Raw genomic sequence first — 22,751 nt, 5'->3', positions numbered from 1 at the left:
TCGGCTCGGCGATGACCTCATGCCAATTTTCGATCGGTACCTGGCTGGTGATGATGGTCGATCCGCGCTGGTGTCGATCGTCGACGACTTCGAGGAGATCGCGACGCTGCTCGCCGGTAAGCGGGGCGAGGCCCCAATCATCGAGGATGAGCAAATCGACCCTCGATAGCGTCTTGAGGAGCCGCGCATAGCGTCCGTCGCCGCGGGCGAGCGCAAGAGCTTCGAACAGCCTTGGCAGGCGATGATATAAGACGGATCGATTATCGCGGCATGCCTTGTGGCCGAGTGCGCAGGCGATCCAGCTCTTGCCGACGCCAGTTGGCCCGGTAATGAGCAAATTTTGCTTGCGGCTGATCCAATCGCCATCGACGAGCTTGGCAAAGAAGGCGCGGTCGATGCCGCGCGGAGCGCGCAGATCGACATCTTCGATGATTGCGGTCTGCCGTAGCGAGGCGAACTTCAGGCGCACGGTGAGCCTTTTGTTCTCCCGCTCGGTTGCTTCGCGATCAATCATCAGGCCGAGCCGCTGCTCGAAGGTCAGCGCGGTGACGTCGGGTTGGCGTTGCTGATCATCGAAGGCCTTGGCCATGCCGGCGAGCCCGAGAGCGGCAAGACGTTCGTGGGTGTGGTTGCTGAGCATAAGGTCTCCTTCTTGCTGGTCAGTGGTAGTAGCCGCGGCCCCGGATGTTGCCGTGCTGGATGGGATCGGCGTCGGGGGTGGTGTCGGGAAGGAAAGCCTTGTCGAGGCCGGTCTTGAGGATCGAGGCGATCGACCGATAGCTCGCTGCGCCGATGCTGATACCACGGCGGCATGCGGCCTCGAGACGCTGCGCCCCATAGGTCCTCTCCATCCGCAGGATACCGAGACAGGATCGGAAGCCCTGCTCAGGATGGGGCTTTGTCCGCATGATCGCCTCGCACAGCGCGACCGTGGACGGACCGATCTTCTCGGCGGCGGCCAGCAGACGCGCCGGCGTCCAGAAGGCGTATCGGCGATGCGCGCTCGGCATGTGCTCTGGGATCGTCGTGTGCCGGCGCTTCAAGCCCGAGCGTGCGTGGCTGGCGATGCGGGTGCCGCGATGGAACACCTCGATGGTAGCCTCGGTGGCCCGCACCTCGACGACCTGGCGGATCAGGCGGGATGGCACCGAGTAGAAGTGTCCCTGAACTTCGACGTGGTAATCCGGCGCCACGCGCGCGCGGCGCCATTCGGCGTACTGATAGGGCTCGGCTGGCAGCGGCATCAGGGCCGGACGATCGATGGTGTCGAAGAACTCACGGCGGCTGGCACCGAGCTTGCGCATCAGGCGGGCATTGAGGTCGTCGACCAAGATGCGGATCGCGACGTTCAACTCGGCGAGCGAGAAGAAACGCCGATTGCGCAGCCGCGCCAAAATCCATCGCTGAACGATGAGAACCGCCGCCTCGACCTTGGCCTTGTCGCGCGGCTTGCGCGGCCGCGCCGGCATGATGGTGGTGCCGTAATGGGCCGCGAGATCCTGGTAGGTCCGGTTGACCCCCGGCTCGTAGCGGCTCGCCGTCGTGACTCCGGCCTTCAGATTGTCGCAGACGAGCGCCTTCGGCACCCCGCCCAGGAAGGTAAGCGCATCCACATGGGCGCCGATCCAGTCGGGCAACGCCTCGCTGAACCGAGCTTGGACGAATGTGTAATTCGACGCTCCCATGACCGCGACGAAGATCTTGGCGGCGCGAACCTCCCCGGTGAGCCCGTCGAACACCGGCACGGTATCGCCGGCGAAGTCCACGAACAGCTTCTCGCCGGCCGCGTGGGTCTGTCGCATGGTCGCCGTAATCCCGTGGCGCCATTCGACGTAGAGGTCGCAGAACCGGCTGTAGCCGTAGCCGTCGGGATGATGGCCGCGGTATTCCTCCCACAGCAGCGCCAGCGTTACGCTGCGGCGGCGCAACTCGGCATGGACATGCCCCCAATCCGGAAGCGGCTTCGATCGCGGCGGGTTGTAGCCGGCCGGCGCAAACAGCTTGCGCTCCAGCGCGGTGTCGTCGAGCTCCTCCGGTATCGGCCAAGTGATGCCGATCACCGCGGCGCGGCGGACATACTCCGCAATCGCCGTGCGACCGATCCCGACCGATCGGGAGATCACCCGATCGCTCGTCCCACAGGAATACTTCAGGCGTAGAACTTCTCGAATCTTCCGCATCGGCAATCTCTCGGCGGGCATCGGACCTCCCATTGCGTGAACCGCAAAAGGAGGGACCTTGCCCCGTTCAGATTGCCGACAACGCCCCCCGTCTCACCCTATCAACAGGGTGGCCGCCTTCGTTCGGATTGGGTGGCCGCTTTCGATCGGAATCGGTGGCCGCCTTCCGTCGGAATCGGTGGCCGCATTGCCTCGGATTCCGCACTTCCAGCACCGGATGGTGTTCGATCGCTCGTCGCAGACGCGCTGGCGCAACCGCATAGGCGAGGCGCGGCTGCAGGCACTACTGGATAAGAGCCTGTGATAGCCGCCCAGACCAGGCGATCAAGCCGTCCGAGCTGTCGTGTATGCCTGTCCAACAACGAGGCCTAAGAGGCATCGCCTTGGACGGAAGTCATGGTTGTTCTGCGGCTCTGATCGCGGAGGGCGGCGTGCGACAGCCATGTACAGTCTCATCATCACCGCGAAAATGAACGCCATCGACCCGCAAGCCTGGCTGACCGACGTCTTCACGCGGATCGCCGCCCATCCGTCGCATCGGCTTGACGAACTGCTGTCCTGGAATTGGACGCCGGCGTCAGCGAACTCCGCTCGAGCGGCATGACCACCCACGTCAACAAGGTCCATCACGTCACCACCATCACCCAGGTCGCGAACGACCTCGGCGAAGATGAAGATTGGCTACGAGACGTCGCTAACGAAATGAAGATTGAGGACGGCGCCATTTGGGTGTTCGGCGTCGGCGAAGACGGCGTTCAAGCGTTCACCGACTTCGGCATCGAGCGTCTCATCGAACTCATCCAAATCTCTATAAAGAAAATCCGAGGTTGCTTAAGCGCTGGCCGCCAGAATAATCCCATCAGGGCGCGGCCTACGCCGAATGCTTACTTCTTGCGTAGCGTAGCGCTTGAGCATTCGACCGAACAAGCTCGCCGCCTCATGCTTAGGTAGAAACCAGCCAACAGCACAGTCGCGAACGGCGGATTACTTAAGAACGACCTCAATAATGACTCGAGTTCAGATGCTTCCGAATAAGGCGGTCTTGATCAGCCGGTCAGTCAATAGAAAGATAAGCCTAAATCGCTTGCCTGCTCTTGAGACACGATTCGACCGAGAGGCGCATGCCTTCTCGCAAGGCGATCTTCGGCGCATAACCGAGCACTTTTTTGGCCTTTGCGATATCGCAAGCAATTGTCTTGTTCATTTCAGACAGGACATGGATTTTCGGGTGATAGATGTCGGCATACTGAAGAGTTGCATCAACCATCGTTGCGACTTTGGCTACAATGCTCGGCAGGCGGACTTGGTTGGGCTTGACCGTCATGCCGAAATCTTCATGCAGGACTTTGCTGACGGTCTCGACAATTTCATTCATGGTGTAAGGCGTCTCGTCGGCAAGCCAAAAAATCTCGCCAGCCGCATTTTGGTGGGTTGCGGCAAGCAGGATGCCCTGCGCGAGATTGTCGGTATAACCCATCGAGCGGCGGTTCCGCCCAGGTCCAATGATGGGAAACTTACCGTCCTTGACCAGCTTGAAAAAGAGCGTTTGCCTTGACGGCTGGTTGGGTCCGTAGAACCAGGGCGCTCGGACGATGACAATTTCCGTCGGGCCGCCAACGGCAATTTCCGCACGCAGCGCCTTTTCCATCAGCATCTTGGAGCGGCCGTATCCCATATATGGGTTATACGGGGTTTCCTCTGTGAACCTGTGGTCCGGATGTGGGTTGCAGCCCATCGGCGAATTCGAGGACATGACAATCGCGCGCCGCACGCCTACCTTCTGCGCTACCGTGAGCAGATTGATCGTGCCTTGCGTGTTAATCGCTTCAAACTGAGCAACCGTTTTGGGATGAATGATCCCCGCCAGGTGAATCAGCACGGCGCCCTCGGCACCGGCCACGAATGCACGCACAGTTGCCATATCCCGGATATCACCAGTCACGATTTCCACGCCTTGTTGACGCAGCTGCGACACGTCTTCTCCCGCGAGCACGAGCGCTCTCACCCGGAAGCCTCCGGTTACGAGAAGTCGTGCTTCTGGCAGACCTATCGTGAGCGCCGCCGCTATGCGTCCGCCCAACCAGCCGGCGGCTCCTGTCAGAAGCACGAGCGGCGCATGCAGGCTCACCCGGATATTCTCTTGCACGTTGATACCCCTTAAATTTTGTCTCTTGCGGCTGACCGAGCCCGTTCTTGTGCGGAACGGTAGAGGGCTGCTTCAGCAACCCGGAATGCTAGGGCCATGATGGTCATTTGGGGATTGACGCCAGGCGCTTCCGGAATGAGGCTGCCATCGGCAACAAACAGGTTTTCGACGCCGCGTACCCGCCCGTAACTGTCGACTGGGCAAGCATCTTGATGCTCGCCAGGCGGGCAGCTCGAAAACAGGTGGACGGTCATCAGATTTGTCGCCCCGTTCGGCAGAGGCTTATCCCAGAATTCATGTACCTGATCAGGGCTCGTCCACCCTTCATGCCCGAATATGCTCGGGAACACCTTCCGGGCCCCGGCTGCAAACATGGCTTGGCCAAGGCGGGTGAGAACCTGGCTCAAAGCAATCCAGTCCTCGGGGGCGAGTTTGAATCTAACCAGCGGCTCGTTGAAGCCAGGAAGCCATCTCACTGAGCCGACTCCGCGTGGCCGTATCATGCCGTAATACGAGCCGCAGAAACGCAAGTCTCGCATCAGATCGCCTCGATTAGTCCAGTCTTCCGCAAGCGAGAGCCCAAAGACCGAAGGCGTGAATACTGATCCACCAATTCGTTGGTCTGGCATAAATTCGGTGATTGCCGTCAAAGGAAGCCGCGATTGATGAGCATCGACAGGCTCGCTGAACAGTGCTGTCGCCTTGATCGTCGGGTGAAGGCGCAGTGTATTGCCTATTCGTTCGCGTTTGCCGGACCGACGTAAAAGCGCTGGGGTGTGAATTGCACCTGCGCAAACAAACACCATGCCGGCTTTTACGTGCACTGGAACCACCTGCCCGCCAGCATCGCGCGACCGGGCAATCACCTCTGTGGCACGGCGTTTTTCAATTCGTATCTTGTCTACCCGCGTTTGCGCCAGCAGCCGCATGCCGCGGTTCACGGCCTTTGGCAGAAGAGTCACTGACATGGACTGTTTGGCGCCGTTCGGGCATACATAAGAACAACGGTTAGCACCCTTGCAGCCACGTTGTCCCCGTTTCAGCTCCGACACTTTCCAGCCGAGCGCTTTCCCCCCCTGGCGCAGAATGCCGGTGGCACGTCCGAGCGCACCGTGGGTCAGACTTGCATTTACGACCGTCTCCGCGCGCTCGTAATAGGGCGCCAGTTCATCGGCCGTAAAATTCTCGATCTTGTTGAGCTTGCGCCATTCATTGATGAGATCACCATCGGCTCGTTGGGTAATAGCACTGTTAATTTCTGTTCCTCCCCCGACGCAGCGGCCTTCCGCATAGGTAATGGGAGGTCGGCCAATCGCGGCGGTTATGCCTCCGCCGCGCCAGGCTGCCGAAAATGCCTCTCGTGCGATAGGAGAAGCCGATGATGAGGGAATATGCTGACCTTCTTCAAGCATGATTATAGACAAACCGGCAGCAGTGAGCACATCTGCCACACTGGCGCCGCCAGCACCGGAGCCGATAATCACCGCATCTGCTTCCAATTGCAGGGCGTTGCTTGGATGAAAGCTGCCCTTCATGTTCAGGCCCTCCAATTCTGTGCAGCCCGTAGGGACAACAGCTTTGCTGCCACAGGCGTCTGGTCATAAAATGCAAGCAGCGTCATCGATCGATAAAGACGCACGACGGAGGCGATGGGCCCGGGCGATCTCTGCAGAAGAGTATAAAACGTGTCCGCGCGGAGCGCGCTTGCCAACGGACCGCCCGCGCCGGCTGAAATCAACCATGTGCATAGGCTCAGGAAGATTGAAACGCTTCGAGCCGCCAAATGAATATGAAAGGGAGCGCCTGCAATGGCTCGGGTGACGCTTGCTACGACTTCAGTTACTACGGCTGGTTTTTCTTCCCCGTCCAGCAATGGCCACGGAGGTATCAATGTTGGCACGAGCATTCGATCGAACACCATTTCAGTCTCCTCGACGCAGAAAAGCCAAGACAAAATCGGACCAATCCATTTGTGCAAATGAAATAGTGCTCCAGTCAATTATCCTCATAGTGCAGCAGCCGGCATTGCTAAACCGGATTCGGCTGAAACCGGCTAAGGGACTGACATCTCGATGGAGCTCGAAACCAAACAAAGCGACTTCGATACTGTAACATGCCGGCCTGCCCCAGATTGAGAGACGCTTCTGGACGGCGGCAGGCCGTCAAGTCCGGCTCCATTCAGAAGGATATCGCCGTTGCTGCACTTCAAGCCCGCGGGGTGGCGTATTCATCCTGGGATCATCCGCAATACGTACGGAACCAGCGCCAGAACCTGCTGTTTGACAGGCGACTTATGGTGTGATGCTCCGTGTTTGCCCAGAAACGACTTGTTGGCCTGATACCAATCATAGGTATGGATGATCATCTGAGAATTCGAGTATCTCGGCGAATAACCAAGTTCTTTTTGCGCTTTTGAAATGTCGAAATACATCGATCGCCCGTACATCAGCGAGTGGTAGGGGCCCAAGGGGGAGAGGCCGAGCGCACTTGCCAAATTCGCGGCAAGCGCAGCCGGCCCCGGAGGAATAGACTTGATTCGGCTTTTGCTTCCGGCATGATCGATTACCGCCTGCAGAAGTTCACGCATTGTGCCAAATTCGGCAGCACCGATATTATATTCTGCAAACCCCTTCACATTTGATGCCGCAATGCATGCCGAAGCCAAATCATCCGAGTGAACAAACTGATATCTATTATTTCCGTCACCCAAAACTGGAACGTCGAGGCCCCGTTCGATCCAGTCAAACAGAATTTGGATGATCCCGAGGCGGCCATGTCCCAGAATAGTCCGCGGACGCACAATCGCCACATCCAAACCACGGCGTTCCATTGCTATCTTGCAGATGATTTCTCCTGCGAGTTTTGCCCGTCCGTAATCCTCAGCAGGAGTTGGTTCTGTACTGTCTGTGACAGGACTCGATTTCGGCGCGCCAAAAACGGCGCTGGAGGATGTGTAGATCAGCTTCTCGACCCCGGCCGAAGCCGATTCGTCAACAATGATCTGAGTGCCATCCCTATTGACAGCCCAGAACAGTTCTACTTTTTTGGCTAAAGGGACTTGGGCGACGTTGTGGAATACCCTATTCACCCCGGAGAGTGCCTGTTTGACCGCGGCGCGGTCTAGGATCGTGCCTTTCAAAAACTCCAGATTGGGATGACTGAAATCAGGGAGATTGAGGTCAAACACACGAACGTGGATTCCTTGCTCAAGCAGCTGTTTGCTCAACAACTGCCCAAAGTATCCCGAGCCGCCGGTAACTAGAGCTATTTTCACCATCTCTGACCTAGACAAATCCTAAAGTGCACTGAGCGTTCGATTGGCTCACTAATGACTGGTTTGTCAGTTCTAATCGCACTGGCGTGCTGGGTGACGCCAGCAGCGTAATCGGAAGGTTGCTCACGCGATGACATCTTCATCTATGGAGTTTCAGTTTTTGATCGTCTAATCTCTGGCCTAACATACGGCGAGATGACATGCTTTCCTTCAACAGGAGGTATGTAGATTTTACGATGAATTCTGTTCTGAGAATTGAAAGAAATATTTTGAATGGGCCCTAGATGCCCGGCAATCTCGTGAGATGTCGAAAGGCGTCCAGCAGTAAACGGCTGATGGGTTTTCGTAATTTGCCGAGCTAGGCATTTCCGATCGCAGTTCCTAACTCCCGCCACGCACACATCATCATTAGCCACGTCTCTCATCCTTCTCTCCTTAAATGAACGGCCAGCAATCGCTTATCGCGGAGTGAAGGGGTACACCTGCCCCTAACTGCAGTGCGTCTGTTCCTAACGTTGCATGCTCCGTGCCAAAGAAAAACGCATTTGTTACAGTTGATAGCTTCATCAGGGCTGTGTCGGACATCCGACATTGTTAGATAGCAGACGACATAAAATGCGGGTTGCTCTAGCGACATGATCGATTGGCCATGTACGGAAATCGGATCTTTGGGTCGGAAGTTGCCGGAGCAAGAAGTGCCAGTTGTTTGAAATCAGCATGACCAGAGAGCCCTGGGTGGACTGTAAGCGTCGTTCCGCTCCCACCTTCTCGCGGCACAGGGGATAGGCGAGTTTCACGATCGCTTTGAACGGATCGGCTTGTGTCTATGCTTGACCATACGCTTAAGTCGGATGTGACGGCGCGCCGATTGAAAGTGATCACGGAGACGGGCCGCCGTTTCTCCAAGGACGACAAGGCCCGGATCGTCGAGGAGACGCTGGTACCAGGCGCGGTCGTTTCCGAGATTGCCCGGCGACACGGGCTTGCCCCACAACAAGTGTTCACCCGGCTCCGGCAAGTACGCCGGTTGCCGACGTCGATGGCTGACGATCCGCCGTTTGTACCGACGGTCATAGAGGCCATGGTACCGGCCGCGGCTGTTGGCCATGAGCGCAGACAGCGCGACGCAAGGCCAAGCCGGATGTCGGGGGTATCGAGATCAAAGCAAAGGCGTCACTATCCGGGTCAACCGAGGCGCGGACACGGCGCTAATTGCGGCCATCCTCCATGCGCTGAAGGGTAAGCATCCGGCGAAGCTTTCAATTACCCACATCGTCGGCGAGTTCCGATAGAGAGGCCGAAGGCGATGTCACTGAGGCGTGTTAGGCCTCGCCAGACGACCATGTTTCCTGGCGGCGGATCGTGGTTGCGTGCGAGGTAGCCACGAGCATGGCGATCTGGAGCAAATAGGTGGCGAGGGTCCTGCGCCGGATGCGCGGCTTGGCCCGCGCCGCGTCGATGGCATCAAGCGTCGCGATTTCGGTTGGCGTAAGGACTGTCTCTGGCGCAACCTCGGGCTTTGCTCGTGCGGACATGGTGAGGAAGAAGATGCGCCAGCTGACCATCGCGATGAGGGCGAGGAACTTGGCCAGCCGCTCGGCGTCTCAAGCCTCGCCTCTTCGGCGCGACAGCCAGACTTCATGACCTTGTGAAACACCTCCGCCTTCCAGCGCAAGGCGTACCATTCGAGCTTCTCGATGGCGATGGCGAAATCTGCGACCGGCAGATTGGTCACGAGCTTCCGGTCGATCGGCGGACGGTCCGCCGGCGGGTCGATCTCAAGGGCTTGGATGTAGGTGAGAAGCTGAGGACTGTATCGCTTCTGCTTGCCGACGGGCGGCAAGGTTTGGATGGCGGCGAACTTCACGTGCACGCACGCCGTCTCATCCTCTCCGATCGCGACGTAATGGCGTCCCGCCCAAGGCGCAGCCGAGAGCTGGGCGAAGACCCGATGAGCTCCATCCCGCGGCTCTGCGCCGGCGGGGCGGCGGCCAATCGATTGGTTTGCACCCGCACCAGAAAGCGCGTGCCGAGATCTTGCGCCAGGCAAAAGAGCTCGTAGTTCGCTCTCGCGGTCTGCCACATGCACGCAGCGCTCCGGCGTGCCCACGAGCGCCATCGACTGGCGCAGGTTCTCCAGCCAGCGATAGCTTTCCTTCGTCTCGATCGGCACGCGCGTGGGGTTCACGTGCCGCTTGAGCGTCCAGGTCCCCTTGAACTTCGTGCGTGTCCAGAACTTCGCTGCCGTCAGCCCCAGCGGCGTCCCGCCGAGGGTTACAGCCAGGCTCGAATGCATCAGCACACCACACAAGGTCACCACGTTGGGCTGACCCGCCTTATAACGTCCGGCGTTGATGGTCTTGGTGAAGCCGATCTTACCCGGCTGGGCACGGCTGTAGATGAACTCGGTAGTATCCTGCAGAATGAGGATTGGTCCTTCGCTGGCCGCGCAGCGCATGGCGGTCGCGGCAAAATGGCCGGCCAGCATCCCATGCTCGGTAACGCGCGGGTTGTCGAAGAAGCGATAGGCCGCCTTCGTCGCCGCCCAGTCACCGCATGCCGCTGGGACCGGTTGGCCAGGTGCCGCCGACATCTGATCAAGCAGCCGGCAAAATCGGCGCGCCAGTCGCTTGTCTGGCAGCCCTGCCGAAACGACTTCGTCGTCATGCCAGCCTGCAGCGCCGGCTCCCATGTCTCCGCTCATCTGTGACGCCTCCGCGAATCGGCGTCACAGACAGAATCACAGACGATTCAACAGATGCAAATCCTAAGTACGAGATGTGGGTAATTGAAAGCTTCGCCGTCGTGGCCTCGCGATTCCGGCGATCCGTCAACGGACTGTCTCAGTCAGAGCCGAAACTGCGGCGGCGAACACGATTTGAGAGCTGAGGCCCAACTTCCAACCCAACTTTCGTTTCGAGTGGATCCATCCGTGAAAACGTTGAACTGTAACGAGTGGCTCTCGTGGATAAATGCTATGCGCCAACTGCAAAGGATCTGGCACCATTGCAGAAAGTGCGCCAAGCGTAATAACCCAAGCCGAAGCATTTGTAGCAAACAACCAACTCGCGAGTGCGAGACCTGCGCAGGCGTCAGTACCAACGCACATAACATCGATCATGACCGCTTGGCTCAACCTAAGGCGCTGATTGTCGGCGCCTTTCCCAACCGAGATCGAACGAAGTGGATAGTCCCAGTGCGGGATAGCATCGATCGCAAAGTGACTCGCAAAGCCGAACACGGCTGCGTTTAACGGATCGGATGGAAATAAGCTGGCGATTGCGCCGCCGACGATCGCATGTGTACTCAAAATCATTCCCACGCATCTCCGAGGCTTCATGTTCAACATGAAGTGCGGCGTCTGAGCTCCCAAGTTGTTGGGCAAGATGAATGAACAGTCGCCCTGGCACCAGGAAAACCGGCAGTGAGCTCAGCATGATCGGCCGCGAACCTCACCCACCATAACAGAAAGCACGGGACCGAGCCCTACAGTCCATATATTCCTTCGGAATCGAAAGGTAAATGCCGCATCGCCTACTGTGACGCGCTCCAGATCTTTGCATCTCTCTTTCATCTCAGTGATCTTCCCCCGAACAAGTGGACGGGTTCAAGCAGCTTTTAGCTTCATTTCGATAGGGGCGATATATCCGCCGGCGGAATGGAGCCTAGTTCGTTTGTAGACTCCCTTGATGAAGGCGCAGATATTGCAGTGGGCCTCGGCGCGCGTGTTGTAGTCGCGACGATGGACGAACTCGGTCTTCAATGTATGCAAGCGGCCCTCCATGGGCGTATGTCGCAGTAATCGGCCCTGCGGCTCATGGATGCATTGATGTCGGCGTCGGTAAGAGCATCGCAATACGCTTGTGAGGCATACTGGGCGGATGATGCCAGCTGCTGCCGAAACTTGTCTACCCCAGCGCGGCGCTCCGAATTCCTTCCATAGACCCTTGGAGCGACGGCTCGACACCACCAGCTCAACGGCCTGGCGCCTGTACTCTTCCGTGAACGACGTACGCTGCGTTCTTCCATTCCACACCTCCGGGCTCTCAGAGCCAGCTACAGGTGTCCACCCATCTTTGAGGAGGTTCACCGCCGCCCTCAACTTCCGTCGCCATTAGTCGGGCGATTGCTATCATACCGATTGGCTTGTAGCTGCTTGTGCGTTCGCAATGAGCACGCCTCGCCAACTCACCGTTTATCAGCGCTGCCGGCGGGTGTACCAGGAAACTCAATAATGTCAGATGGCAATGAGAACTACAGCGACGATCGAGGCGACGACAATTGCACTGGTACGATCTCTCAATGCGAAGACAATGGGGTCGTCATCCATTAGACGCCGTTGCGCCATTACGAGGTTCCTGGCCATCCAATACAGAAGAATTGGGCAGATGAGCCATAGCACCCTCGGGTATCGATAGAGTGTCTGCACATCGGGTGATGTAACATAGAGCGCAAAGATGGTGACAGCGTTCAGGCCAGCTGCAGCAACCAAATTGGCAACGACATCAAGGTCGGCGATCCTGTAGTCTCGATCTGAACGATCGGGGAGGCCCCGGTCGAGCCTGGTGGCCAGCTCGACGTAGCGTTTAATGAGCGCGAGCGATGTGAAAACAAAAATAGAGAAGATGAGAAGCCATTGTGAAATTTGAATTTCGACTGCAACACCGCCTGCGATAATGCGTGTCGTGTAGAGAATTGCCAGAGCAATGACGTCTACAAGCATCTGTCGCTTAAAATAGAGAGAATATGCGCTTGTTAGCACAAAGTATCCAACCAATATGTTAGCAAACTCAAGTGAGATTGTAATTGCCAGCGTCAGAGAAAGCAGGAAGAGCGCCGGAACCATAAACAAGCCGGTGCGAAGGTGGAGAAGTCCACTCGCATAGGGTCGCGCGCGCTTGCTAGGGTGTGCGCGATCCGATTTTAGATCTAGTAGATCGTTCACGAGGTAAACGGCTGACGCGCAAGCGCAAAACGCTATAAATGCGATCACACCTGTGAGGATGTTAGCCAACGTAAATTGGTGTGAGGTCAACACCGGCACAAAAACAAGTAAATTCTTGACGTACTGGTGTACCCGAAGGGCCTTGAACCACGCCTGCCTGTCCGCATTCCCGCCCTCTAACGCGACATAGTTACCCTTGAGCGCAATGAGCCGACTCCTTACCGATTTCGAAAGGCCTACGCCGTAGGCTTTATCGGCAACCGCCCAAACTGGGAGATCTGAGGGGCCATTGCCAACGTAGTCAAATCCATGCTTACCGAAGGCAGTTTTAAGTATCTCTGCCTTCAAAGATCCCGACAAACTGGTTTTTACGTCAGAAGCAAACCAACCATCGAAGATGCCCAAATGATCTGCGATGGCCTTCGCGTGTTTCGCGTCGGCTGCGGTAGAGAGATAAACTGTCCTGCCCTGCGCTTTGGCGGTCTGGATTAGATCCAAGACGCGGGTGTTGTACGGGAGAGTCGCGTAATCCAGCTCGGACGATTGGGCAAGATGATGCTTTACGGCCGCTTTGTCATTGCCCAAAGACCGGACCACTGCCAAATTCGCGTTGAACCCAAGAGGCAAGACATTAAAGAATGATTCATACAGCAGGTCCGTTAGCAGCAAGGATCCGTCTAGGTCTATCACTAACGGTTTTTCGCAGGAAAACTTCGTCGCGGCCGCTTCACCATTAACTCCGGCACGCCAGATGCCGTCGTCCAGAACTTTCGGCAAAACATCATCGAGCTGCATCGGAGAACCGACGAAGGCAATGTAGCCGTCGCGATCCACGACGAACGACGTGGGGATCCCGCGAGAAACACTGGGTTCCATCCAAAGCTTGTACATATCACCTGTGCTGTCGCAGGCGATTCGATAATTCAGGTTCGGGAGTTTTTTGGTTAGCCATACGTCAAGGTCGATGCGCGTCTCATCGGGCATCGGAGCTCGCTCACAAGCTGCGACTCCGATGACCTCAAGTCTATGATCTATATATTTCTCTTGCAACTGCTCCATCTGGGGTATCGCCGCCACAAATGGTCCGCAGCAAGTCGGCCAGAATTCGACAACGTACACGGTCCCCGGTTGGAAGCTCGTTAGCGGCGGGCCGCGCAGCCAACTCTTCACTTTGATCGCAGGAGCGCGAGAATCGATGCGCAGCACCATGTTGCTCTCCATAGGTATTGGCAAACACTCCAGGACTTGGGCGCGGGCTTCGTTCTCTCTCAGACACCCCCTTTCAAACAAAGGGAGCATCACTCATCTTTCGACCGCTGCGCGCACTCAGCCTTAATTCGGTGTTGCTGCATCTGAATAGCAACGACCGTGCCAACGGCCTCAGCGCATATTAAGCAACTAGTTCTGCTTTCAAAAACTCCTCGGCCCCAAGATGGCTCTGTCGTGAACCTGACGGGTGGCGGCGTCAGAGACAGGACACGAATTGCGCGCGTCGCGTCCCAAAGGGGCGGGGTGGTTTGGCATTGTTACTGCGAAGGGACTTTCCAATCCCTCTCCGACGCCAGATTGGACTAGATAAAGGCGAGGATGAGGATCGGAGGTGAACCGCCAGGGCCGCCGCAGTTCGGTTGTGGGCCGTCGGCTTGCGCGAGCTTCGTCAGAAAGCCCAATCTCTTCCGCTGAGCGGACTTATTTAGCCGAGGTGTCACACAGCTTCTCGCTCGGACGTGTTCTCTGGACCAGGATAATTGGTTCGCGACATCGACAGCCAAGTTTTCGCGTTTTCTAACGCCCCGTATAATGTGATCAGTCAACTAATGTGCGATACTCGTTGTTGGATGCATGCACATCATGCCAATTCGGAGCTGCTAGAAGATGCGCTACCTCACGAAAAATTAAAGACGGTGCGCGTGCTGCGCCAACTCAGAACAGCCTTTTTGCGAGAACTACTCATCCAGGCTTAAGCTGAGCCAAACGCGGTGCGCACCTCCTTGGTGGGGATTGCCTCAAACGGTCATCTGAATAGCTCCCCCGCACTCGGCATGCCAATGCCATGGTCTCCACGGACACTTCTCGGGCAGATTGAGCGACGGGACACCGTGATCCGGGTTAAGGAGGGAGCGGCGGAGGGCGACTACGGCGTGCATTTGGCAACATGACTGACAGCGCCTCTAGATTTTCACCGAGAACCTTTGTGGCGAGTCTATTCCCTTGATGCAATTCCTGAAATCCGCGTCTTTGTCAGCAATTCGCAGCTTTTCCGCGCCCTTCGCCTCTCCGGCGACGTTATCCCTCGCGTTACTCTGTTATCGTTTTGGCAGGTCGACGAGCGGCGACAACAAGATGAACACAATCGCTAAAACCCTTCTGTCCAGCGACGAACAGGCTGCCATCATCGAGATGCGCCACGGCCTGCACCGAGAGCCCGAGCTTTCGAATAATGAATGGAAAACGCAGAAGCGGATCCGCGAGACGCTTGAAAAGTTTGGACTAAGGGGCGCCAAGACGTTTCACAACACCGGTCTTTACATAGACATCGAGGGATCATCTTCTGGTGTCAAACGATCTGTTGCCGTTCGCGGCGACATTGACGCGCTACCAATCCACGAAGCTCGAGACGATTTGCCGTACAGATCCCAAGTGCCGGGAGTGATGCATGCCTGTGGCCATGACATGCACGCATCGATCGCCTTGGGCACAGCACTTGCGCTGCATAAGATACGGGCTAGCTTCGCTGGGAGGATCCGCATAATTTTTCAGCCTGCCGAAGAGGCAGAACCACTCGGCGGCCGTTCTGTTGCCGACGGAGGTTTGCTCGATGGCTTCGACGCCGCCGTCGGCTTCCACGTGAAAACGGACCTCCCGGCGGGCATGTATGGTGCACGACCGGGCGCAGTGACGAAATCGGCCGATCAATTCTCGCTCAAGCTTATCGGAACAATGGCACATGGCGCTCGCCCGCACGCTGGGGTGGATGCAATTTCAATGGCAGGTGCCTTTATCAATGAAGTGCAGAAGGTCGTCTCGCGGGAAATGCCGTTTGACGACGGAGCGATCGTCACCATAGGAACGATCGCTGGGGGAGAGGCTACGAACATCATATGCCCTTCCGTCTCCATGAGTGGGACGATCAGGACAAGCGGCGCTGACCGCAGAACTCTTTTGGTTCAGCGCGTGCGTGAAATCGCCGAAGGGGTAGCCGCCATGCATCGCGGCAAAGCAGAGTTCTCCTGCAGATTGGGCGAGCCGCCCGTCATCAACGACCCGGCAATGGTCGACCGGTTTAGACGTCTGGTCGTCGAAACAATCGGGGAGGACAGGTTTTCTGACAAACAGTCTCCGACACGCGGCGGCGGCAGCGATGATTTCGGCTTTTACTCAAGCCGTGTGCCTTCGATCTATTTCTGGTTTGGCAGCGAGCAGCCCGGCAATCAGTCCGGCGTCCACACGCCGACTTTCGGAGCATCCGACGACTTGCTCGTACCAACAACCGAGCTCACCCTTAAGTACTGCCTGGCGATGCTGAATTCATGAGCGCTCGCGCGACTTTCGCGACGACAACTGCATGGTAAAAGTTCTCAAGGAGCTGAATTCATGACTATGCCCAAGAGCCCGCAGCCCTTCCCTCGTTCAGAGTATCTACGGCGGCTGACTGCCGTTAAATCGGAGATGAGGAGGCGGGAGATTGACGTGCTTGTAGTCACAACTCCTGCGAATATCACGTACCTTTCTGGTTACACCTCTAAATCGGGATATGTACCTCAGGGCCTGATCGTTTCTTCCAAGGCCGAGGAGCCAACTTTCATCACCCGCCGCATGGACGCGCCGGCGGCGATACACCAAATGTTCATCGATCGAAATCACGTGATCGGTTATCCGGAGGCGCTCATAGCCAATCCCGACCGAGACGGATATGATGCGATCATCGACTTCATCTTGGACGAAGACTTTGGCCGAAGAAGTATCGGCCTCGAAGCGAAGTTCCTGCCGGCGTTGGCCAACGAAAAGTTCAAGGTGCGCGCGCCTGATGCGAAGATCGTCGACTGCACAAATGCGGTGACCTGGATCCGCGGTCTCAAATCTGATTTGGAAATTACGATTATGCGTGAGGCGGCGGCGATCAGCGACGCCGGGATGCTTAAAGCGAAGGAAGTCATCCGCCCAGGAGTGAGTGAGGCGGATGCATCCGCGGAGATCATCGCCACACTGGTACGCGGAGCCGATGGCAAGCCAGGTACCGACCTTGCCAGCTTTTTCCTGTGCTCTACGCCACGCACCTCGACTTGCCATATCCGCTGGACCGAGGACACCTTCCGTCCCGGATCACAGATCAATCTGGAGTTCAGCGGGGTGCGCCACGGCTACACATCCCCTTTGATGAGGACGATGATCATCGGAAAGCCGGCGGATGAGCTACGGCGGCTGCATGAAGGCGAAGTAGCGGGGCTGGAGGCCGCTCTTGCTGCCGCTCGGACGGGAAGAACGTGTAACGACGTCGCGAAGGCATTCAACACGACGCTGCGAAAGCATGGCTTTGAGAAGGAATCGCGGTGCGGATATGCCGTTGGAATCGATTGGACGGAGCCGACGGCTAGTCTGAAGGAAGCCGACATGACCGTCCTGAAGCAGAATATGACGTTTCACCTTATGCTCGGAAACTGGATCGACGAAGACCTGGGTTACGTAATCAGCGAAACATTCCGCGTGACCGATGCGGGAGGCGAACCATTCACGAAATTGCCGCGCGAGCTGTTCCAGCTTTAAAGTTTCTGATTGTGATTTCTCCAGGAGAGATCCGTCAAAGGGCAGTCAGACCCGGACGATTCTGCACCTGAAAGAACCGCCGTGTTAGGCAAAGTCATTGCGTCGCCCATGACGCCTTCATTGAGCCCACCCATCATGTCCCGCGTGGACGACGCGATGGCAGGTCAGTTCCTCTGCATGTTTCAACCGACGGAGTTGCTCTGAGAAAGCGGACGGTGTCTGCCATACGATTAGGGAGACTATCGAACGAGACCTTCTGCAACGCCGCGTGTTTGGAAGCGCTAAACTCTTGTGCCCACTCTCACCGCGCCGGAGCGCGAGGCCCAGTTCAGCACGTTTGCATGACCTTGAGCGCTGATGAGGAGATGAAGAAGGCTTGTCACAGTCCACGCGCTGCGCGCGCGGTGGGTACGCAGAACTTTGAGGGCAAGGCTGCGGAGAACGCAAGGTTTTCAGGCGCTTGATCGCAGCACGAGCGAGCTACAGCGCTACAGCATAGCCGCCAGTGCGGTGAACAAGCATCCGGCAGAGCTTGCCGGGCCTTCTCGGCGCACGCGGTGCGCCAATTGCCGAAAACCTTCCTGAACTCCCACCCCTCCATTATCCGGCGAGCCGTCTTAAGAAGCCATCTTGCCCTGCACTCCAATAGCTGGCGAACACCCTGCGATTCTCTTACCGAACACCGGGAGGGCTGCCGACCTGTTGTGATCATGTTGCCTCACCGGGAGAACACCGATCGCGTCAGAACGGACGGCGCCCAAAACCGAACGGATATCCGTGCACACACTCGTGGGGAGCTTCCCGCGCTGCTTGTCCGGCTCTACTGACGCTGACCCGCGGCGCTGCTAGGCACTTCAGCCCGATCGGCGAGCCCTGCGAGCGGCAGACCTGCCTCATGCGCGCGTCTAGAGCGCCACAGCGTGAGATATAGAGCTACTATCCAGAGCACAGGCATGAGCACAAGTAGAGCGCCTACCGCGGCGATCGTCGGATCGATCTGCTGGTTCATGTTCTCCAGCATCTTCAGCGGAAGAGTTCGCAAGGAAAACCCGCTCACAAGTGACGTGACGACCACCTCGTCGAAGGACGAAATAAAGGCAAATACCGCACCTCCAATGATCCCTGGCCTGATCAGCGGGAGCGTCACCCTAACGAACGTCCGAATGGGACCGGCGCGCATGCTCTTGGCGGCTTGCTCCAAACGCTGATCGAAATTCGATAACGTCGCTGCGACGATGACGACGACGTAGGCAATGGCACCAATACTATGCGCGAGAACTACGCCAATTTTCGTGCCGATCAGTCCAAGGTTTACCAAGCCAAGATAACAGGCAACCCCGACTACGATGGTCGGAAACGTGATAGGCGTCAGGATGATCAGCATGAGGACTCTGCGGATTCGTGAAGACGTGCGGGTAAGCCCGAACGCCGCCAGCGTTCCGGTGACCGTCGAGAGCACAGTGACCATCACGCCGATCTGGAGACTGTTCCAGAACGCGCCAGTCCAGGAGGAATCACCAAAGAACGATCGGTACCACTTCAGCGAAAAACCTGAAGGCGGAAACTCTAGAAAAGCTCCGGCACTAAATGACATGACTATGACGATCAAACCCGGAAACAGCAGGAACATCATCACCAGAATTACGAATATGGCAGCCAGAGTATTCCATGATCTGCCGCTATGTACTGGCTGATACAGCTGTTTTGGCCAGCGACGAGCCCGAAGCGGAACAACAAACTCGCCGACCTGTCGCCGCAACGTTCTCAAAGCGGATGCCCAGCCGTATTCCGATTTGCGAACCGAATCGGGTTGGCTCTGCGTACCGGATAGATCCAGTCCGAAAAGCGACAGCATGATGATGGCTATCAGCAGAAGAATGAAGGCCTCTGCAGCTATTGGGCCGAAATCCAGAGAGTTCGTGAGCTGGGCCGCGATGAAGTTCGACAACATAGCGTCGCTCAGTCCACCGAGCGCTTGCGGCGTGATGTAGAAGCCAAGGCAGACTACAAAAACCAACAAAGTCCCACTTCTGACAGCGGGGAGGCTCAGAGGGAAGAACACTCGCCAAAAGGCCAGGACAGGACGCGCGCCCATACTTCGGGCAGCCGCTACTAACGACTTGTCGATACCGTACATAACACTGACCAGCGGCAAGATCATTATCGGAAGCACGATGTGAACCATGCCGATGTAGACGGCGAGTCGATTATAAAGAAGAGAAAGTGGAGTGGAGATGATACCAATCCCGATAAGAACGTTGTTGATCAGTCCACGGTCACCCAGGATCACGGTCCATGCATAGGTACGGACGAGGCCGCTGGTTAACCAGGGAATGAAGACAAGGACGATCAGCGCCGCGCTCGCGGTTTTCGACGCATTTACGATGAGATAAGCAGTCGGGTAGCCGATGATGAGACAAATGAAGGTAGTTACGACGCTCACCTTGATCGTCTGCAATAGGATCAGGATGTTGCCTGGTTGTTCGAAGAACGCGTGATAATTCGTGATTGAGAATGACGGTGCATTTGTGCTGATCAGGAACAGTTGAATAGCTGGGACGCCGAACACGACGAGTAGAATGGCGAACGCAGGAATTGTGAGTCCAAGGGGTACTCGCCAGATCTTCCGCAGCTCGTTCATTTCGGAGCCTCTCGTGTTCTAGCTCGCGACGAAGCGGATATCGGAGCGCAGCCACTCGAGCTGCACCTCATCGCCTGGCCTAAATATCTGCTGCCCCGCAGCTACATGCTCGCGTATGATCACAACCGTGCTGCCTACGCGCACTTCGTATTTTCTCAATGGGCCGGCATAAATCATGCTCGCGATAGTACCGCTGGCAAACTGGTGTTCACCATTATCAGCTTGCAGCCGCCCGTTAGGTGGGATGATGCGAATGCGCTCCGGCCGAATCATTGGCATCGCATCGGACGTTCGTGCATCCGATTCTATCTTGAATTCGCGATCAGTGAGGAAATTAGCTTCGCCCAGGAAGCTCGCGACGAAGCGCGTGGTGGGACGGTCGTAAAGAGCTTCTGGGGTATCGATCTGCTCGATTTCCCCGGCACGCATAACCACGATCCGATCCGAAAGCGTCAGCGCTTCCTCTTGATCGTGTGTCACGCATATCGTCGTCTTGCTAAACTCACAGTGCAGGCTCTTGATTTCTCCTTGCATCTGTTCGCGGAGGTTCCGATCGAGTGCGCCAAGAGGCTCATCGAGCAAGAGGATAGGCGAATCAGCTATCAGCGCTCGAGCAAGCGCCACGCGCTGTTGCTGCCCTCCGCTTAACTGCGAGGGCATGCGGTCCCCAAATTCCTTGAGATGGACGCGCTCGAGCATCCGAGCCACTCTCGTTGCTCTCTCGCTTGCCTCCATGCCGCGCATTTCCAACGGAAATTCTAGATTTCTACGCACCGACAAATGTGGGAAAAGCGCATAGTTTTGGAAAACGATGCCTTGATCACGGTGATAAGACGGGACCGAAGCTACCGACTTACCGGAAATGATGATATCGCCGCTGCTCGGCGCCACAAACCCAGCGAGCAGCATTAGAGCAGTTGTCTTTCCCGAACCGCTTGGACCAAGGATCGTGAGGAACTCGCCTCGACGCACGCCTAAGGATAACTCTTTTACCGCGGCCACCGCCCCATATAATTTGGTGACGTTTCGGAATTCGACCTGCAGCGTATCAGAAGTTTCTGTCAAGCTTCAGCCTCCGGAAGCAGACTTGAGTTTCTCGAGGTAAGCCACGGGTACACCGCATCAGCAGAATGGGAAATCAGCGATGTGCGCTGAGGCTTTGCCCAGGGACGCCGACGAGACGCGTCCCAGCAGCTTGCGCATCTATCTCACGATCCAGCCGTTCCACCGCTGAGTGAGCCGCTGAGAGTTTGTGAGGCCATCTGCGCCAGTTTGAACATACCACTCGCCGTTCACAAGAAAGCTAGTCTTCATGTACTCAGGATAGGTTGCCAGCTTACGAGCGACCTTCTCGGGTATCTGTTCGTATGCCCGCTGATTGCTCGGAGCTTGCGCAAACAGCTGAGCGAAGGCTGCCTGACGGTCGGCGCGACCGGTAAATGCAATGAACTTCTGTGCGTTCAGCGCGTTGGGGCTACCCTTCGGTATAATCCAGTAGTCAAACGTCAGCTTGGCTTGGTTACGGTTGATCTCTATGGGGTCACCGTTGTCAATCAGCGATAATGCTCGACCATCGACAGATTGGACGAGATCGGCGACCCCGTCGCGCATTACTTGCAATATCTCAGCCCCTGTAGTCCACCACTTGCGAATATGGGGCTTAATCTTGTCGAGACTTGCGAACACGCGGTCGATGTCCATTGGATAGAGCGCGTCCATCGCGACGCCGTCCGCGAGTAGCGCTTCTTCCCACGGCCCCGGCAGGGGGCTCCCGCCCTGACCGTTCCCCAATGAACGCGGCCCTGGGAACTTCGTAGCGTCCCAAAACTCGGCCCAATTCGTCGGACGTGGCTTCTCGGCCGGAAACTTCTTAGTGTTGTAGACCATATTCAAAGAGTAGAGATAGCTGCCGAACCCAAATGGGTGCTTGCAGCGACCTTCGGTCGTTTCCAGCTCGCGAGGATTGTGCAGCGAATAGTCGACTTGTTCGAGATAGCCGCCTCCCGCCAGCGTAAGTCCGGTCACTTGGCTTACCAGAACCGCATCGATGGTGACGCTGTTGTTTTTCACCATCAACCCGACTTGTGCCGCCCGGAGATCTTGGTAGATCGGGGTGACCTTGATTCCCGTCTCCGCTTCAAAGGGTCTAACAAAGGCCGCCATGATCGCATCGCCGAAATTGCCGGCGCTCATGTTGAGTCGCAGGTCGCCCGAGGACGCTGCAGCAGGTCTAGAGACGGAAAACATCGCTCCGGCGGCTATGAGGGACGATGTGCCTTGTACAAAGCGCCTGCGGCTCACTGACTGGTTCACGTTCGCTCCTGCGCGTAGTGGTTTCACGCCCATGTTACCGGGTACCGGAATGAGATTTCTTCATTTCTCCGCGGCTTTCTGTCGAAATCCAGCGCCTCAAGGGCAGCTTTTGTAGCTTTTCCTGCATCTAGCACCGTAACTTCGAGATTAGCACCTCCGCCCGGCTTTGCGCGAACGGTGCAACGTGGTGAGTGAAGCTAGGATTGCGGAGGATCGAACGGCTCCTCGGCGGGAAGAGTGCCACCAGAGATCGAAAGTATTACGGTCCCCCTGAATTTGCTCGGACATTCTCTAGAGAGTTCTTGCGAGCGGCGTAGCACCCCGCGGGCGAGCGCCCTGCCGGAGGCCTCGCCGCGGCCGGACAGCAGCGCTTCGCAGAGCTGGATCAGGCCACCTGCGTCCTGCCGGACATCAAGGGAAGCGCCCGCCAAACAGAGTGCGGCCTCTTTCGGAGATGGTAGCGAGCAGGTCCGTTAAAAACGCGTTTG

Annotated in this window: 14 protein-coding genes and 2 pseudogenes; 5 read left to right on the top strand and 11 right to left on the bottom strand. The window is 57.0% G+C overall.

Annotation, left to right across the window (positions count from 1 at the left end):
* Nucleotide 1: 1 nt before the first annotated feature.
* Both istB and istA read right to left on the bottom strand, forming a co-directional pair.
* A pseudogene (gene istB, locus FXB40_RS25130) lies at nucleotides 2-640 on the bottom strand (IS21-like element helper ATPase IstB); the annotation flags it as partial.
* Between the two features lie 19 nt (nucleotides 641-659).
* Nucleotides 660-2,201, bottom strand: coding sequence for an IS21 family transposase (gene istA, locus FXB40_RS25125; protein WP_148774855.1), 1,542 nt, complete (start codon nucleotides 2,199-2,201; stop codon nucleotides 660-662).
* A 338-nt stretch (nucleotides 2,202-2,539) separates the two neighbouring features.
* Here istA and FXB40_RS25120 point away from each other — a divergent pair.
* Nucleotides 2,540-2,784, top strand: a pseudogene (locus FXB40_RS25120) (transposase domain-containing protein); the annotation flags it as partial.
* Nucleotides 2,781-3,131 carry a hypothetical protein gene (locus FXB40_RS49300; protein ID WP_246207921.1) on the top strand — a complete coding sequence of 117 codons (351 nt, stop codon included), beginning with the start codon at nucleotides 2,781-2,783 and terminating at the stop codon, nucleotides 3,129-3,131. The pseudogene FXB40_RS25120 and the gene FXB40_RS49300, both read left to right, overlap by 4 nt.
* A 124-nt stretch (nucleotides 3,132-3,255) precedes the next feature.
* Here FXB40_RS49300 and FXB40_RS25110 read toward each other — a convergent pair whose 3' ends face one another.
* From FXB40_RS25110 to FXB40_RS25095, 3 genes are all read right to left on the bottom strand, one after another.
* Nucleotides 3,256-4,326, bottom strand: coding sequence for an NAD-dependent epimerase/dehydratase family protein (locus FXB40_RS25110; RefSeq protein WP_148774854.1), 1,071 nt, complete (start codon nucleotides 4,324-4,326; stop codon nucleotides 3,256-3,258).
* A gap of 11 nt (nucleotides 4,327-4,337) precedes the next feature.
* The gene (locus tag FXB40_RS25105) at nucleotides 4,338-5,861 is read right to left on the bottom strand and encodes a GMC family oxidoreductase N-terminal domain-containing protein (protein ID WP_148774853.1); all 1,524 of its coding nucleotides are present in this window, start codon (nucleotides 5,859-5,861) and stop codon (nucleotides 4,338-4,340) included.
* 692 nt (nucleotides 5,862-6,553) lie between these two features.
* Nucleotides 6,554-7,603: an NAD-dependent epimerase/dehydratase family protein gene (locus tag FXB40_RS25095; RefSeq protein WP_148774852.1), complete on the bottom strand. Its 1,050-nt coding sequence runs from the start codon at nucleotides 7,601-7,603 to the stop codon at nucleotides 6,554-6,556.
* An 823-nt stretch (nucleotides 7,604-8,426) separates the two neighbouring features.
* Between FXB40_RS25095 and FXB40_RS50445 the strand changes: the two genes are divergently transcribed.
* Nucleotides 8,427-8,843 carry a transposase gene (locus tag FXB40_RS50445; protein WP_148774851.1) on the top strand — a complete coding sequence of 139 codons (417 nt, stop codon included), beginning with the start codon at nucleotides 8,427-8,429 and terminating at the stop codon, nucleotides 8,841-8,843.
* A 66-nt stretch (nucleotides 8,844-8,909) separates the two neighbouring features.
* On the opposite strand, the gene FXB40_RS25085 is transcribed toward FXB40_RS50445, so the two are convergent.
* The 3 genes from FXB40_RS25085 to FXB40_RS25075 form a co-directional block, all read right to left on the bottom strand.
* Nucleotides 8,910-10,304, bottom strand: a complete 1,395-nt coding sequence (locus FXB40_RS25085) for an IS4/Tn5 family transposase DNA-binding protein (protein ID WP_246207919.1) — start codon at nucleotides 10,302-10,304, stop codon at nucleotides 8,910-8,912.
* Between the two features lie 126 nt (nucleotides 10,305-10,430).
* The gene (locus tag FXB40_RS25080) at nucleotides 10,431-10,916 is read right to left on the bottom strand and encodes a hypothetical protein (RefSeq protein ID WP_148774850.1); all 486 of its coding nucleotides are present in this window, start codon (nucleotides 10,914-10,916) and stop codon (nucleotides 10,431-10,433) included.
* 921 nt (nucleotides 10,917-11,837) lie between these two features.
* Complete coding sequence (locus FXB40_RS25075) at nucleotides 11,838-13,754, bottom strand: UbiA family prenyltransferase (RefSeq protein WP_187437123.1); 1,917 nt, start codon at nucleotides 13,752-13,754, stop codon at nucleotides 11,838-11,840.
* A gap of 1,005 nt (nucleotides 13,755-14,759) precedes the next feature.
* Here FXB40_RS25075 and FXB40_RS25070 point away from each other — a divergent pair.
* Nucleotides 14,760-16,079, top strand: a complete 1,320-nt coding sequence (locus FXB40_RS25070) for a M20 family metallopeptidase (protein WP_246207943.1) — start codon at nucleotides 14,760-14,762, stop codon at nucleotides 16,077-16,079.
* A gap of 60 nt (nucleotides 16,080-16,139) precedes the next feature.
* Entirely contained in the window at nucleotides 16,140-17,309 is a 1,170-nt protein-coding gene (locus tag FXB40_RS25065; protein ID WP_148774848.1) for a M24 family metallopeptidase, read from the top strand.
* A gap of 820 nt (nucleotides 17,310-18,129) precedes the next feature.
* On the opposite strand, the gene FXB40_RS25060 is transcribed toward FXB40_RS25065, so the two are convergent.
* From FXB40_RS25060 to FXB40_RS25050, 3 genes are all read right to left on the bottom strand, one after another.
* Nucleotides 18,130-19,950 (bottom strand): ABC transporter permease subunit, encoded by a 1,821-nt coding sequence (locus FXB40_RS25060; protein ID WP_148774847.1) that lies wholly within the window; start codon nucleotides 19,948-19,950, stop codon nucleotides 18,130-18,132.
* An 18-nt stretch (nucleotides 19,951-19,968) separates the two neighbouring features.
* Nucleotides 19,969-21,015, bottom strand: a complete 1,047-nt coding sequence (locus FXB40_RS25055; protein ID WP_148774846.1) for an ABC transporter ATP-binding protein — start codon at nucleotides 21,013-21,015, stop codon at nucleotides 19,969-19,971.
* A gap of 138 nt (nucleotides 21,016-21,153) precedes the next feature.
* Nucleotides 21,154-22,143, bottom strand: a complete 990-nt coding sequence (locus FXB40_RS25050; RefSeq protein ID WP_347339779.1) for an ABC transporter substrate-binding protein — start codon at nucleotides 22,141-22,143, stop codon at nucleotides 21,154-21,156.
* Nucleotides 22,144-22,751 lie beyond the last annotated feature (608 nt).

Source organism: Bradyrhizobium rifense, from assembly GCF_008123425.1.
Classification (GTDB): domain Bacteria; phylum Pseudomonadota; class Alphaproteobacteria; order Rhizobiales; family Xanthobacteraceae; genus Bradyrhizobium; species Bradyrhizobium rifense.
This window is presented reverse-complemented; position numbering and strand designations above follow the sequence as displayed.